At 43.1% G+C, this 14,641-nt stretch carries 14 protein-coding genes; 4 read left to right on the forward strand and 10 right to left on the reverse strand.

What is annotated here, in order from left to right:
- Positions 1-315: 315 nt before the first annotated feature.
- From HZA10_08020 to HZA10_08030, 3 genes are all read right to left on the reverse strand, one after another.
- Entirely contained in the window at positions 316-711 is a 396-nt protein-coding gene (locus HZA10_08020; protein MBI5196254.1) for a PIN domain nuclease, read from the reverse strand.
- A 3-nt stretch (positions 712-714) separates the two neighbouring features.
- Positions 715-915: a type II toxin-antitoxin system VapB family antitoxin gene (locus tag HZA10_08025; protein MBI5196255.1), complete on the reverse strand. Its 201-nt coding sequence runs from the start codon at positions 913-915 to the stop codon at positions 715-717.
- An 86-nt stretch (positions 916-1,001) separates the two neighbouring features.
- Positions 1,002-2,321, reverse strand: coding sequence for a phosphoglycerate kinase (locus HZA10_08030; protein ID MBI5196256.1), 1,320 nt, complete (start codon positions 2,319-2,321; stop codon positions 1,002-1,004).
- A 430-nt stretch (positions 2,322-2,751) separates the two neighbouring features.
- On the opposite strand from HZA10_08030, the gene HZA10_08035 reads away from it, so the two are divergent.
- Positions 2,752-3,147: an adenylyl-sulfate kinase gene (locus HZA10_08035; GenBank protein ID MBI5196257.1), complete on the forward strand. Its 396-nt coding sequence runs from the start codon at positions 2,752-2,754 to the stop codon at positions 3,145-3,147.
- Here the strand turns inward: HZA10_08035 and HZA10_08040 are convergent.
- From HZA10_08040 to HZA10_08050, 3 genes are all read right to left on the reverse strand, one after another.
- Positions 3,104-3,541: a DUF1344 domain-containing protein gene (locus tag HZA10_08040; protein ID MBI5196258.1), complete on the reverse strand. Its 438-nt coding sequence runs from the start codon at positions 3,539-3,541 to the stop codon at positions 3,104-3,106. The genes HZA10_08035 and HZA10_08040 overlap by 44 nt on opposite strands.
- A gap of 160 nt (positions 3,542-3,701) precedes the next feature.
- Complete coding sequence (locus HZA10_08045; protein MBI5196259.1) at positions 3,702-5,081, reverse strand: sigma-54-dependent Fis family transcriptional regulator; 1,380 nt, start codon at positions 5,079-5,081, stop codon at positions 3,702-3,704.
- Between the two features lie 28 nt (positions 5,082-5,109).
- Positions 5,110-6,531: a HAMP domain-containing protein gene (locus HZA10_08050; protein MBI5196260.1), complete on the reverse strand. Its 1,422-nt coding sequence runs from the start codon at positions 6,529-6,531 to the stop codon at positions 5,110-5,112.
- Positions 6,532-6,637: 106 nt separating this feature from the next.
- On the opposite strand from HZA10_08050, the gene HZA10_08055 reads away from it, so the two are divergent.
- Positions 6,638-7,378 carry a ZIP family metal transporter gene (locus tag HZA10_08055; GenBank protein ID MBI5196261.1) on the forward strand — a complete coding sequence of 247 codons (741 nt, stop codon included), beginning with the start codon at positions 6,638-6,640 and terminating at the stop codon, positions 7,376-7,378.
- A 5-nt stretch (positions 7,379-7,383) separates the two neighbouring features.
- Here HZA10_08055 and HZA10_08060 read toward each other — a convergent pair whose 3' ends face one another.
- Complete coding sequence (locus HZA10_08060) at positions 7,384-9,819, reverse strand: DNA internalization-related competence protein ComEC/Rec2 (protein ID MBI5196262.1); 2,436 nt, start codon at positions 9,817-9,819, stop codon at positions 7,384-7,386.
- Positions 9,820-10,085: 266 nt separating this feature from the next.
- Between HZA10_08060 and mtgA the strand changes: the two genes are divergently transcribed.
- Positions 10,086-10,823, forward strand: a complete 738-nt coding sequence (gene mtgA / locus HZA10_08065; protein MBI5196263.1) for a monofunctional biosynthetic peptidoglycan transglycosylase — start codon at positions 10,086-10,088, stop codon at positions 10,821-10,823.
- Between the two features lie 168 nt (positions 10,824-10,991).
- Here mtgA and HZA10_08070 read toward each other — a convergent pair whose 3' ends face one another.
- The 3 genes from HZA10_08070 to HZA10_08080 are packed head-to-tail and all read right to left on the reverse strand — an operon-like array spanning position 10,992 to position 13,784.
- Positions 10,992-12,368 carry a phosphoglucosamine mutase gene (locus HZA10_08070; GenBank protein MBI5196264.1) on the reverse strand — a complete coding sequence of 459 codons (1,377 nt, stop codon included), beginning with the start codon at positions 12,366-12,368 and terminating at the stop codon, positions 10,992-10,994.
- Positions 12,369-12,370: 2 nt separating this feature from the next.
- A complete protein-coding gene (locus tag HZA10_08075; GenBank protein ID MBI5196265.1) occupies positions 12,371-13,021 on the reverse strand; it encodes a YbbR-like domain-containing protein in 651 nt (216 codons plus the stop codon).
- Positions 13,011-13,784, reverse strand: a complete 774-nt coding sequence (locus HZA10_08080) for a TIGR00159 family protein (protein ID MBI5196266.1) — start codon at positions 13,782-13,784, stop codon at positions 13,011-13,013. The genes HZA10_08075 and HZA10_08080 overlap by 11 nt, the downstream gene beginning before the upstream one ends.
- A 48-nt stretch (positions 13,785-13,832) precedes the next feature.
- Here HZA10_08080 and cysK point away from each other — a divergent pair.
- Positions 13,833-14,641: cysteine synthase A (cysK, locus tag HZA10_08085; protein MBI5196267.1), on the forward strand; the 809-nt coding region annotated here is incomplete at its 3' end.

Here is a 14,641-nt window from a genome sequence, read left to right on the forward strand (position 1 = left end):
ATGAATATAAACACAGAGCAAAAACATTGAAAGGAAAGCTACAGAAAAGAATGTTTTCTGCATTGAAAACTTCTCCTTAAGAGATAAAAAAATCCCTCATTAAATTCAGTGTTAACTGGTTAAGAAACAGGAAAAGATAAGTAATTGTTATTACACTGTATAAAAAGATTTGTCAAGACATTTTTTATACAAACTTTATAGGTACTATAACTATTTTTTATAAAACATTTTTATACGGTTTCCAATCAAACAGAATCAATGCTATTTAACAGCCCTTGATTTTTAAAGAGGAGTAATTGAAATTATAAGATTTACTTAATAAAACTTCAGCCCTGCAACCTTTGCTATCTTTTCAAAATCTTCATCATTATGCAAAAGCAAAAGGTTATTTTCTATAGCAGTCTGGGCAATAAGGCAGTCAATAGTGCCGCCGACCTGAAACCCTTTTTTTCTGCATTTAAAGTAAAGTTCTGCAGCCTCTGTAAAAGAAATCTTTTTATCTTTTAAATCATAAAACACCTGAGTTTCAAGATATGCCTTTAACTCGTTAAATTCCTTTTCTGTCTTTGTACCCTGAAGCAGTTCCTGATAGATGTATGAGTTAATGCCAAAAGGGATGCCGGTATCAAGAATGAATTGCAGTTTCTCTACAGCGTGGTTTTGCGTTCCTTTTAAATAATCTATTAATACAGAGGTATCTACGAGGACCACCGGTTAGTTGCCTTTTCTTAATGCCTTATAGTCGTAATCTTCCATGAAGCGGACTTTCCCTTTAAGTCTTCTTAAATCCATCCTGCTGTGGTCTTCCACAAACTTTTTAAGCGCCTCATTTATTAACCCTTTCTTAGTTTTTGCATCAGAATATTGAAACGCCTTTTTTATAAGTTTATCATCAATTGCAATATTCGTTCTCATTAATACACCTCCTCATACACATAATAATACACCCAATTCCATCTAAAGTCAACTATTGGATGCAGATTGGATGCAGATGCTGCTTTCTATCTCACGCCGAACTTTTCCTTATTCTCCATCAGCGCCTGAACAGGCTTCAGCCCGTAAGGACTGCCCTGCTCAATGGCGGTAAGCACAGTGCCTCCGCCGGTAAAAAAGTAATACTGGCTGTTGTCCAAAACAGAGAGGTAAAGCCCGGGGCAGAGGCTTTTAAATTCCTGGAGGGTGTCACCGCCGCCATACATCTTTAATGCAACGGCGTTTTTGTCAATTGTCTTATCCAGCGCCTCAGAGCCTTCGGTAAAATGCGGGGTAAAGCCCATAACTGCATTCACAAAAATCGTTTTTGCATTAAGTATGACTTCCGACACCCTTTTGTCCTCAAATGACCTCTGGTCCACATCAAGGATGTAACTATGTTTATCGCCTTTTTTAAAATCCTTAACGGCAATAGTCCTGTACTTGCTTTCAATTTTCCCTTCAAGCGTATCTGATTCAACAATGTAAGGAAGTTCTACAATTTTTTGCCTGTCCTTGTCCATGCTCACAAGGTCTTTTGCCGCCGCTATGTCTTTGTCAGAAACGCCTTGAATGGATATCCCGTATCTGGCGCAGAGGTATGCGTTATAAATAACGCCTCCTAAAATCAGAAAATCAACTTTCTCATATATCGCATGAAGAGGTCCTATCTTTGTGTCATATTTTGCGCCTGCAACAACTGCGACAAACGGTCTTTCAGGATTTATAACACGGCTCAGGTTCTCAATCTCCTGCTGCATAAGAAAACCAGCATAAGACGGCAGGTGCTTTGTAATGTCATAAGTGGTAGCATGCGCCTGCCATGAACCAAAGGCGTCATTAATATAAATATCCGCAAGCCCTGCAAGCTGAAGCGCGAAGTTTTCCCTGAATGCGCCCTTGTCTTCTTCCCCGCGAAACCACCGGGTATTGGGCAGGTATATACCGCCGATTTTTCTTTCCCTGAGATTCTTTACAGCCAGATTTATGGATGTGTCAATGCCTGTTATCCCCTGCCCTGAGTCTATGTTGTTAAATTTAGGTATGTAAAATTTCGTGTGGAGTTTTTGCCTGAGGTATTCAACAATGGGTTCTACTGAATCTCCGGAGTCGCATGTTATCTGACCGGTCTTTTTATCAAGGGGTCTGCCCACATGGGTCATGAGTATAGGCCTGCCGCCGCGCTCTACAATGTTATAAAGTGTGCCAAAACTCCTGTCAATCCTATATGGGTCCCTCACAATGCCTTTTTTTACGACATTGTGGTCAAAACGGACAAGGACTATCTTGCCGTTAAGGTCCGCCTCCTGAATTACGGGCAGTTTTCTATCAAGATTTTCTGAGCTCATGACTTGTTTAAGATACAAAATTCAGGATATAAGATGCAAGGCAAAGGCATATGTGTCCGAAAAAGCTTTAGTGCAACACCGTGAATCATGCCATACTGCAATTTTCAACTGACCAAACTCTACAAGAAAAAACTTTTAAACGCTTTGCAGTATGGCATCTAAAAATCCCGTTGCTTTCTAAAGGTTTTGAGGGCATGTATGCCTTTGCTCAATATGCAATTTAGAGGTATTTAAGAAAGCACAAATACCTTCAAAACTCTATCAAAGCAACAATATCTATTAGATGCCATTACACAATATACAAGTCTATTTTTTATAGTCTATGCTTTTACCGTGTGTAATGGCATGGTTAAGGTGTTGCACATAGAGCTTTTCAGGCATCTATGCCTTCTTAAAACTTTTCAGTTAACCCTTTTTAGTATAATATTACATGCCGTGGGTCATCTGGATAACAGGACTGCCGGGAAGCGGAAAGAGCACTCTTGCCATTGCTTTGAAGAAAAAAATCCCTGATGCCGTCATACTCAGGATGGATGAACTCAGAAAAATCGTTACACCCAAACCTTGTTATTCCGATGCAGAAAGAGAATACGTATACAGGGCGCTCGTTTTTACCGCAAAAAACCTTTATGCACTCGGACCTAATGTAATCATTGATTCCACGGGAAACAAAAAATCATGGAGACTGCATGCAAGAAAACTGATTAAAAACTTTTTTGAAGTTTACCTGAAAAATAAGGCGCTGAAAACTCAGCGCCTTATTCATATCCTTCAAGCCAAACTTATTTCTTCGGCTCTGCCGGTTTTGCTGGCTCAGCCTTCTTAGGCTCTGCCTTCTTTTCCTCTGCCTTTGCCGGCGCTGCTGCTGCACTGGCTTTTACGCTCTTTGCAACATTCTTGCCGTCAACTTCTGTGTACTTTACAGTAACCTTGTCGCCGACCTTTACTGCTGTCTTAGCGTCTACGGCAGCGGTAACATCACCCTTTTTGCCTTTTACAGTAATAGTGCCTGCCTTTGCGTCAACTGCTGTCACATCACCGGTAAGCTGCTGCACCTTCGCAGGCGCTTTTTTCTCCTCAGCCTTTTTCTCTGCCGGCTTTGCCGCCTCTTTCTTCTCTGCTGCCGGAGCTGCAGGGGCTGCCTTTTCCGCTGCAAATGCAACTGTTGTCATTGCAAATGCAAAAAGAAGCACTGCAACTAATGCAATTATTTTCTTCATTCTCTGTTCACCTCCTCTCATTGTTTTATTTTTATTCAATTTGCTATATAGCAAGCAAAATCCATACCATCTGACATTAACACAGAACCAGCTGAAAAAATTATAAAAAATAAAAGGGAAATGGCTTGTGGACAAAAAAAGAGGGCAATATATCCTTATTTCAGGACATGTTTCCCTCTTTTGGGGAACTTGCAATGCCGAATTTATCCAGTCTGTAACAAAAAGTTTTATAACTCATGCCAAGCAGCCGTGCCGCCTTTGCCGCTACATTATTGCTTCTTATCATCGCCTTTTTCAAAAGTTCTTTTTCAAGTTCTTCAAAGTTAATCCCTTCGTCAGGGATATCCATATCAAAAGCGCCCTGCTGACCTATTGTTCGCAGTTCGCTCTTTATATCCTTTAATTTTATTATGCCTGTTTCGCACATAAGAACCGCCCTTTCAATTACAGACTCAAGCTGCCTTATATTTCCGGGCCAGTGGTATTCCGTAAGCGCCTTTAACGCAGGGTCATCCAATCCCTTTACCCTCTTGCCGAATTCATTGTTATATCTTTCAAGAAAATAAATAACCAATTCAGGTATATCTCCCTTCCTTTCCCGCAGCGGCGGAAGCTCTATAGTCACGACCTTCAGCCTGTAATATAGATCTTCCCTGAATCTGCCTTCCTTCATCTCCTTTTCTATATCTTTGTTAGTCGCTGCGATTATCCTGACATCAGCCTTTATAGCCTCCCGGCCGCCAAGCCTCCTTATTTCCTTCTCCTGCAAGGCCCTGAGAATTTTTGCCTGCGTCATTGCAGGCAGGTCGCTGACTTCATCAAGGAAAAGGGTGCCTCCGTTAGTAGCTTCAAAGATGCCCGCTTTCTTCGCTATCGCACCTGTAAAGGCTCCGGGCTCATAGCCGAACAATTCGCTCTCAAGAAGGTTCTCCGGTATGGCGGCGCAGTTTATGGCAGTAAAAGGTTTTGTACTGCGGGGGCTGTTATAATGTATGGCCCTGGCGACAAGTTCCTTGCCTGTGCCGCTCTCACCGATAACAAGAACTGTTGCAGGGCTGAATGAAACCTTTTTGATGATATTAACAACATCTTCCATAAGCTTTGAATGTCCCACTATCCCCTCAATCGTAAGTCTGTCATACAAGGCCTGCTGAAGTTCCTGATTCTTCCTTAGAAGGTCTGCCCTCTCCATTGCGCGTCTGACAGTCAGCAAAACATCATTGCTGTCAAGTGGTTTTGCGAGATAATCATATGCCCCTTTTTTCATTGCCTCCACCACTGAAGCTATCGTGCCGAATGCAGTCATAATAATTATTTCGGAATTTGGGCTTTGGGACTTTATTTTATCCATAAGCTCTATGCCGTCCATGCCCTTCATCTTGAGGTCGGTCAAAATGACATCGGGGCCGACGGTTTTTATCATTTTCAGCGCTTCGTCCCCTGACAACGCCGTATAAGTCTCAAACCCATTTTCAGAAAGAATGGTCTTAAGAATATTCCTCTGCAATGGTTCATCATCAACTACAAGGACAATATTCATTGGATTGTTTTCCTCTTCACTATAACAGTCAGCTCAGTTTAAGGCTTATAGTAACAGTGCTCCCCTTGCCTTCCCCGCTGTCAAAATCTATTTTACCGCCGTGTTCTTCTACAATGCGTTTTGTTGTGGCAAGGCCCAGTCCAAGTCCGTCACTCTTAGTTGTAAAAAACGGCTCAAAAACCTTGGAAAGATTTTCCTTTGACACTCCGGCGCCTGTGTCGCCTACAGAGATATTAAACTGTCCGTCATTTTTTTCAGTTTTAATGGTAAGCGTACCCCCGCCGGGCATTGCCTCAATGGAATTTATGAGTAAGTTTAGAATACATGTTTTCATAAGTTCCGGATCCACCAAAATGTCAGATACAAAATCATAGGCTTTGATTATCATGACCCTTTCAGCGTCCGCCTTTGCCTTAACTATCTCCACTGTTTCGTTCAGCATCCTGTTAAAATCTACCTTCTGTAAATTCAGCTTTAGCGGTCTTCCATAGTCAAGAAAATTTGTTACGAGCTTGTCAAGCCTGTGTATTTCATGTTTAATGCTTGACATAAGTGATTCAAAGTCATCCGCACCTTTATCAAAACCGGGCTTGTACTTTTCCCTTATGTGGTCAATGCTGAGACTTATGAAATTCAGGGGGTTTCGTATTTCATGGGCAATGCTCCTTGACAATTCCCCGACGGTTGAAAGATGCTCTGCCTCGCGCAGCCTTTCTTCAAGGCGCTTGTTTTCCCTGAGCCTCCTGACCATAAAATTAAAGCTTTCGGTGAGGTCGCCAATTTCGTCCTTTCTGTTAACAGGAAGATTCAAGTTCAAATTCCCTGACGCCACCTTTTTTGCGGCATCCACCACATCCTGTATAGGCCTCGTATATTTTACCGATAGGAATACGGCAATGCCAATCCCTATCCCGAAAACCAGCAGCGACACCAACAATCGCTTAATTAAATTCTGCTTAAGCAGCTTAGAGACGTCTTCTGCATTAATTTTTAAATGAATATATCCGTAGTGAGCCTCGCCTGCGATAACCGGTACAATGACATTATAGACCTTTCCTTCCTTTGAAACCGGTTCGCCGAGCTCTGCCTTAATAATCAATTCTTTTTTTTTGGGACTTACGGATGAGCCGATCTTCGTGGGATTAGTGCTGGCGATTATCTCATCAGCATTGCTGATAATGGAAATCTCATTTATCCCTTTTGAATTAAGGTGTTTCAAATAACCGGCAAGTCTGGTTTCATCTGCCACGCCGCTGCCGGTTACCTCCTCCACACCGATCTGAATCGCCTTTGACAGTTCGGAAGTCTCGTTTGCAAGGTGATTGAACAAAGCCTTTTCCGACTGCCAGTAAAGCACCCACAGTGCTGAAAAAAGTATAAAACTCAGGAAGAGCATCATCAGGATGAGCTTCTTGTTCAGGGAAAGATTTAAAAAATAAGTCGATAACATACCGGGGTAATATTATAGCCTAAAACGGCATTATTAGGAAAATTAAGACGCCCAAAGATTTAGCGCTTATTGACAGAAACATTGCTAAAACCCTAAGATTATTCTGATGTCAACGTTTGGGCTTATCATACTCTCAACCATTGGAATAAGTTTCATTTCCCTCATCGGGGTATTTTTTATAGGGATGAAAGGCAGCGCCACGGAAAAATTTCTGGAGCGCTTTGTAAGTTTTGCCGTGGGAGGCCTACTTGGAGGCGCATTTTTTCATCTTTTGCCTGAGTCCATAGAGTTAAAAGACTCCCTGATTTTCACTTATGTCCTTTCCGGGATAATTATTTTTTTTGTGATAGAGAAATTCCTGCACTGGAGGCACTGTCACAAAGACAAATGCGATGTGCATACATTCACCTATCTTAACCTTATCGGCGACGGGGTGCATAATTTTCTGGACGGGATAATAATAGCAACATCATTCATGACAGATACGCACCTTGGCATGGCAACAACTATTGCAGTTGCAGCCCATGAAATACCGCAGGAGGTCGGCGATTTCGGGATTCTTATATACGGAGGCTTCAGCAAGGCAAAGGCGCTTTTATATAATTTCTTGTCGGCGCTCACCTCTGTGGCAGGAGCAATAATCGCTTATTTGTTCTTTGGTCAAATTCTATGGCTGAAGATTTTTTTAATTCCGTGCATAGCCGGCGGATTCATCTATATCGCTCTCGCTGACCTAATACCTGAACTGCATAAAGAAAGGGAAAGCTCAAAGATACCGGTACAGCTTGTGACGATGTTTTCAGGGCTGGGACTAATGTGGGGATTAAAGATATTTTTTGAGCGCTGAAAATATTACAACAAGACCTTCAAATTTTTTATTTCATCACTGAAACTCTTAACTTCTTTAAGTCTGCTGTCCTGCCATGTCGTTACCTCAAATCCCTTGTTCTTGAATGTTACAATAACAGAGCCGTCCTTGTCTGTCCTGAAGATCTGCGCACCGGCCCTGCTGTATTTATCAATCGTCTCAGAGTGAGGGTGGTTAAACGGATTATTTTTGCCCACGCTTACAACCATAACTTGCGGGTCTACAGCCTCAATAAATCCCATAAAGCTTGACGTCCTGCTGCCGTGATGGGGCGCTTTAATAATATCACACCTCAGCAGTCTGCCTAAATGCATTAAATTTTCCTCTGCCTCAGCTTCTATATCACCCGTAAAAAGCGCAGCAACGCCGCCCGATTCAATTTTTAAAACAAGCGAATCACTGTTCTGATTGGAAAAATCGCCCCTTGACGATGATGCATAAAATTCATCATATGGATGAAGCACATAAACACTGAACTCCCCGCCCTCAAGCACATACCCTCTTTTAAGGATGCGTGAGGGAATACCCTTCTCAGATAGTTTCCGGAAAAAATTTCCGGCGCCCGGGATTCTCCTGCCGTTCAGCCACGCCTCGCTGACCTTAAAATTATCCATCAGGTAAGTAAGCCCTCCGTAATGGTCCGGATGGGGGTGGCTAAGCACCATGTAATCAATTTTCTTTATTCCTTTAGCCCATAGATACGGAGCAATAACCCTTCTGCCGGCATCATAATCCTCAGCGCCTCCGTCCACAAGCATAACCCTTTCATCGGGAAACTCTATGAAAGACGCATCACCCTGCCCGACATCCAGAAATGTAATCCTGAGATTCTTATCTGCAGGAAGGAACGAAGATGTCATATAGAAACAAAAAACCAGAACAAGGGGCAATAACTTCCACTTTGACTTTGCTTTAATAAAAAATGCCAGTGACAAAAAATAAATGGCAATAATTATCACGGAAGGTTTGTGCAGATGCAGGCTGGAAAATGGTATATGCGAAATGGTTTTTGTCAGGTTCAACGGAAAATCCGTAAGGACCTCTATCAGATAGCCTGCAGGCAGGGAATTCATATTAAAAAGCAATGCAAAAAATCCGGCAAAAAACCCGGCGGGAAGAACTACAAAGCATACAAACGGGGTAATTAACAGGTTTGTAACAGGAGAGATAACCGGAAATTGATAAAAATAATACAGGGCCACCGGCGCCGTACCCATGATTGCCGCAATAGTTATCAGCAGGGATATTTTTATTTTTTCTGACAGCTTCCGGACCGCGGTTAATTCCAACTCTCTATGCCCTGGTTCCCCAGCATTATCCTCCGTATTCCCGCGCCCTGCGATTTCAAGCGTGCAGCCGGTTGACAGTACCGCAATAAAAGAAAGCTGAAACGACAGATCAAAAAGGGCGTCCGGCTGCCAGATAAGGATAACCGCCGCCGCTATGGCGAGCGAATTCAGCCACTGCCCTTTCCTTCCGAGAAAAAGCGCAAGCATATAAATAGAAATCATTATCAGCGAACGGACCGTAGGCGTGCTGCCGCCTGAAATCAGGGCGTACAAAATTAAAACCGGCAGGGTCAGGGTAACGGCTGTCTGTGAAGGAGTTGCATACAAGGTCATTTTCGTCAGGATTCTTATTGGAAAAAATTTAGCGGCTGTTTTGACAAGTGTAAAAAAAATAAAGGCAAGCAATGCAAAATGGGTTCCTGAAATACTCAGCAAATGTGCAAGGCCGGTGGCATTAAAGGCGTCTCTCATCTCCTTTGTTATGCCTTTTTGAAGCCCTAAGATTATTGCCTTGTGAAATGATGCATTCTCCGGTGAAAGGCTGTTGTCTATTATCCGTGCAAGCGACTGGCGCATTTTATAAATCCGGGACAAAAGACCTGCATCACTGCCGATTACCTGCATTTGCTTTACATAGCCGGCTGCAATAATCCCGTACTTTTCAGGATCATACGAATAAACTTCGGGGTTGCGGAAAACATCCGGCACTCTTAATTTTGTAAATGCCCTGATTCTGTCGCCAAAGGCGGTGTATCCGTCTTTATAAAGGATTCCAGGCAAAACAGAAAGCCTTATTTTTCCGTTAATATGTTGCCCGCTGATATACACATTATCAACTGTAAATCTGATTTTATCACCTGAAACTTCAGGAACATCGGCAACCGTGCCTGCAAGATATACTTCTTTATCAGGCAAAGCTGTTTCGGGAACCTTTTCCTGCCGCAAAAAACTGTAAAGACAGCCGAATAAAAAAATCAGGGTTATGAAAAAAATATTTTTTGTGTCTTTACGGCGCCAAAAAAATAAAAAAACACATGCAGCAATGCCGGATACGGTTATTAAAAAAGGGAAAAAAGGGAAAAAATTAAAGGCGGCGATACCGCTCATAAAAGACAATGCAAAACTTATCATCCTATTTTGCTCTTTGCCGTGTTAAAAATCTCCAATTTACTTGCTAAAACCTAATATCACTTTCAAAATAGCCTCTAACGTCGTTCCCCGATTAAATCGGGGAATCCAGACGCCGTCCCCCGACTAAGTCGGGAGAACCAGACATAAAGGTACTGGATACTCCGGTCAAGCCGGAGTATGACAGACATCTAATATTTTCTGCTATGATACATTATTTTCTTCAAAATGTTGATTTAACACAACCGCATGCCTTAAAATTCTCATTAATGAAAAACTTAAAATTTATTGCAATAACTTTCATTGCCTTACTGCTTCTAAGTATAATTTACTATCTCTTCTTCCCCGATGTTTCAAAACTTAAAAAAGACAATCCCACAAAAACATCTTTCATGAAATATCGTGAAAGAGAATGGCAGGAAAAAGGAAAGAAGAGAAAAATAAATCAGGTCTGGGTCTCGTTTTCACGCATATCATCATATCTTGTAAAGGCCGTCTTAATTGCAGAAGACGATAAATTCTGGAGGCACGAGGGCTTTGACTTTGAGGCCATTGAAAAAGCAATTAAAAAAGACATAAAGCAAAAAAAATTCAAATTCGGCGGAAGCACCATAAGCCAGCAGCTTGCAAAAAATCTCTATCTCTCTCCGTCTAAAAATCCAGCAAGAAAAATTAAAGAAGCTGTTCTTACATGGAGAATTGAAAAAACACTTTCCAAAAGAAGAATCCTTGAACTTTACCTTAATGTTGCTGAATGGGGTGACGGGGTCTTCGGCATAGAAGCCGCATCACTTCATTATTACGGAAAATCCGCATCGGACCTGAATCCCGAAGAAGCGGCACTTCTTGCATCAGTGCTTCCGAATCCAAGAAAATACAGCCCCGTCAAAGAGTCGCAATATGTGGCAAACCGCTCAAAAATTATTTACAACATAATGGTAAAGAGGGGAATTGTTGAGCCGGAGTATGAGGAAGAATTAGAGCCTTCGTACGAAGAGTTATACTAATAACAGCAACGGCATATGTGCTTGAAAAACTTTAAGGGCAACACATTGGAAGTCATGCTGCCTTTTGCAAGATAGTTCAAAAGCAGATACTTAAAATTTTTTGCAGCATGACAGATAATAATCTTGTTGCTTTCTTAAAGTTTTGAGGGCATATATGCCGTTGCATCTTCACGCCATATTTGTCTTTATGACCTCAGCCAGCGCCTCAACCACCGCTGTAATTTCCTTCATATCATCTCCCTCAGCCATTATCCGTATCTTAGGCTCGGTACCCGAGGGCCTCACCAGAATCCTTCCGCCGGCAAGCTGTTTCTCGGCTTTTTTTATTGCAGTTACGACCTTTGGGAAATCTTCAATCTTTCTGGGTTTTATCACCGGTACATTTATAAGTATCTGCGGATAAATCGGAATGGCGGATGCAAGCTTGGAAAAAGTTTTTCTGCTCTTGCACATAATTGCAAGCAACTGAAGCGCTGTTATTGCACCGTCTCCTGTAGTATTGTAATCCATGAAAATAATATGTCCGGACTGCTCACCGCCGAGGTTGTAACCCCCCTTGAGCATTGCCTCAACAACATACCTGTCTCCAACAGTAGTTCTGATAAGGCCTATGCCTTTTTTATTTAAAAACTTTTCAAACCCTAAGTTGCTCATAACTGTTGCCACTACCGTATTCCCTCCGAGCCTACCTTCTCTATGCATGTCAACGGCGCATATGCCCATTATCTTATCGCCGTCAACTAATTCGCCCTTTTCATCGCAGAAAATCACCCTGTCGCCGTCTCCGTCATGAGCAATGCCGATATCCGCATTATTTTCCAATACCGCTTTCTGCATGGCCCCGGGATGTGTTGAACCGCACCCTGCATTAATATTCAATCCGTCAGGTTTGTCATTAATTGCAATAACCTGCGCGCCTAATTCCCTGAGCACCGGGGGAGTAATTTTGTACGTTGAACCGTTGGCGCAATCAACCACAATCTTTATTCCTTCAAGCGTCTTGCCCTTAGGGAAAGAGGCTTTGACATATTCAATGTATCTGCCCGCCGCATCGTCCACCCTGTGCGCCTTGCCAATGCCTGCGCCTGTGGGCCTGATATCTTCAAGCGTATTTGAAAACACTGCTTCCTCTATCTCCTTCTCAACGCTGTCAGGAAGCTTAAAGCCGTCAGAAGAAAAAAACTTTATCCCATTATCGTCATATGAGTTATGGGATGCAGAGATTACAATTCCCGCATCCACCCTCAGACTCCGCGTCACAAAGGCAATGCCCGGAGTCGGCATGGGGCCTACGAGGACTACATTTACACCCATTGAACATATACCCGAAGTAAGCGCGCTCTCAAGCATATAACCTGAAAGCCTTGTATCCTTGCCGATAAGAATCATATCCCTGCCGTGTTTCTGCTTAAGGACATAAGCCGCAGCCCTGCCGACCTTAAATGCAATCTCGCCTGTCATCGGAGGATAATTAGCCTTGCCTCTTATGCCGTCTGTCCCGAATAGTTTTTTGCCCCTGATTTTTTCATCCTTCCGGCACTTCATCTTTACCTTATCCTCCTTACATATATATTCACTTTAACCTCTGAAACATCAGACCTGACGTTTTTTCGGGTTATGTTTAAATAGACAGTATAATGAAAATCCTCGGTAACATCCGAAATATCCACGGGCTCTGTCTTAACGGAATAGACTTTTGCAACGCTGTTGACCGGCCCTTCTATCTCAATAGTCCTGGGTTCCACTTCTATTTTCTTAACCGCAAACCCCTCTGCCGGCAGGCCTGTAATTACGGGTTTTACCGGAACACTCTTCTTCAGTTTCTCCTCAATCGTTAATTTTACTTTCTGCGGAGAAATTTTTGTGACAACAAGGCTTTTGGGCAGGCGGATATCATCTCCCGCAATCAAAAAATTCGTCTCTCCCTTTTTAGCGTTTTTGAGGTCTATGGCAACGCTTATGTTATCCTGTTTCAAATTCTTTAAAAGTCTCTCCTGCCCTTCTATCGTAAGGCTTACTGTCTTGGCAGTCTCTACGAATTCCAGTCCGGGAGGTAAATTTTTGAAACCTAAGGGAACATCCATAATAATCCCGGAACGCCCTTTTGAGACAACAAAAAACCAGAGCGCAACCGCCAATGCAAATGAAATCAGCTTCAAAAGGGGATTTGCCGTTATAAAACTAATTTTATTTTTCATTTTTTTTGTCCTTCGGCGACACAAAAATTTCAGTAAGAAATTCCCTGAGCGACCCCATATCCACGTTCTTCCTTATATTTCCTCCAATTGATATGGCAATAGTGCCGGTTTCCTCGGAAACTATTATGGCAACGGCGTCCGTCTCCTCTGTTAAGCCTATACCTGCCCTATGCCTTGTGCCCAGAGATTTGGAAAGCTCTGCACTGAGCGTCAGCGGCAAAAAACAACCTGCCGCAACAATGCGGTTGCCGCTGATAACCACAGCTCCGTCATGAACAGGAGACGTGGGGTGAAAAATACTTAAAAGCAATTCCTTGGCAATCTTTGCATCTAACTGCACGCCTATCTCAATAAAATCTTTTAAACTTGTTTCCCTTTCTATCACCATCAGGGCGCCTATTTTCCTGTTTGCAAGCGCAACCGACGCCCTTACGATTTCCTCAAGAGACCTAAGCTCCTCGGCAGGTGTTAGCGAAGACAGAAAACGCGCCTTGCCCATCTGCGCCAAAGCCCTTCTGATCTCCGGCTGGAACAGGATTACTATCGCCAGAACCATCTGTGCCCAAAGGCTCTGAATAAGCCAGTCCACTGTATACAGCCCTGTGTAGCCGGAAAATAAAAAAGCCAGAAGCAGCACGCCGAGGCCTATAAGCATCTGGGCGGCTTTTGTGCCCTTGATTATCAAAAGCACGCGGTAAACTATAATTGTTACAAGAAAAATATCAAGGATATCCTGCCATCTGAGCTGACTTAAAATTCCCATATGTTTTATTATAACAGTTTTTTTCAATTCCTGTGGTATAATCCCCCTATGAAACCTCATGGAAATATTTTAAATCTCATAGGGAATACCCCTGTTGTCAGGCTTAACCGCATACCTGAATCCGGAGGCGCAGAGATATGGGCCAAACTGGAAGGCTTTAACCCCGGCGGCTCTGTCAAGGACAGGATTGCCCTTTCTATGATAGAGACGGCTGAAAAAAACGGGCAGTTAAAACCCGGCGGAACAATCATTGAACCTACAAGCGGCAATACGGGAATCGGGCTGGCAATGGTGGCTGCCGTAAAAAAATATAGATGCATACTTACTATGCCTGAGACCATGTCCATGGAAAGAAGGCAGATATTTAAGGCCTTCGGGGCAGAGATGATCCTGACGGCCCGGGACAAAGGGATGATGGGCGCTGTGGAAGAGGCAGAGATAATACTGAAAAATAATCCGGAATATTTTATGCCGATGCAGTTTGAAAACCCGGCAAATCCTGAAATTCACAGGCAGACAACCGCTATTGAAATCCTTGACGCCCTCAGCGATGAAATAGGCGGGTTTGTCGCCGGAGTCGGCACCGGCGGCACTATTACAGGCGTCGGCGAAGTGCTGAAAAGCAAAAATTCCGGCATATGGATTGCGGCAGTTGAACCTGCCGGCTCGCCGGTGCTCTCAGGAGGAAGTCCGGGCCCGCATGAGATTGCGGGCATAGGCGCGGGTTTTTATCCTGGGGTTTTAAATACAAAAATTTATGATGAAATAATTACCGTTGCCAATGCAGATGCGGCTGATATGACAAGACAGCTTGCCGTGAAAGAAGGCATTCTTGCAGGCATTTCCTCAGGCGCGGC

It is taken from the genome of Nitrospirota bacterium (genome assembly GCA_016212185.1).
Lineage (GTDB): Bacteria > Nitrospirota > Thermodesulfovibrionia > UBA6902 > DSMQ01 > JACRGX01.

Coding starts and splice junctions, on each gene's coding strand:
- HZA10_08045 (MBI5196259.1), bottom strand. CDS start 5,081: ATGAATATTGTCCTTGTAGTTGATGATGAACCATTGCAGAGGAATATT.
- HZA10_08060 (MBI5196262.1), bottom strand. CDS start 9,819: ATGATAAGTTTTGCATTGTCTTTTATGAGCGGTATCGCCGCCTTTAAT.
- HZA10_08030 (MBI5196256.1), bottom strand. CDS start 2,321: ATGAGCTCAGAAAATCTTGATAGAAAACTGCCCGTAATTCAGGAGGCG.
- HZA10_08055 (MBI5196261.1), top strand. CDS start 6,638: ATGTCAACGTTTGGGCTTATCATACTCTCAACCATTGGAATAAGTTTC.
- HZA10_08025 (MBI5196255.1), bottom strand. CDS start 915: ATGAGAACGAATATTGCAATTGATGATAAACTTATAAAAAAGGCGTTT.
- HZA10_08035 (MBI5196257.1), top strand. CDS start 2,752: ATGCCGTGGGTCATCTGGATAACAGGACTGCCGGGAAGCGGAAAGAGC.
- HZA10_08040 (MBI5196258.1), bottom strand. CDS start 3,541: ATGAAGAAAATAATTGCATTAGTTGCAGTGCTTCTTTTTGCATTTGCA.
- HZA10_08070 (MBI5196264.1), bottom strand. CDS start 12,368: ATGAAGTGCCGGAAGGATGAAAAAATCAGGGGCAAAAAACTATTCGGG.
- HZA10_08075 (MBI5196265.1), bottom strand. CDS start 13,021: ATGAAAAATAAAATTAGTTTTATAACGGCAAATCCCCTTTTGAAGCTG.
- HZA10_08050 (MBI5196260.1), bottom strand. CDS start 6,531: ATGTTATCGACTTATTTTTTAAATCTTTCCCTGAACAAGAAGCTCATC.
- HZA10_08080 (MBI5196266.1), bottom strand. CDS start 13,784: ATGGGAATTTTAAGTCAGCTCAGATGGCAGGATATCCTTGATATTTTT.
- mtgA (MBI5196263.1), top strand. CDS start 10,086: ATGAAAAACTTAAAATTTATTGCAATAACTTTCATTGCCTTACTGCTT.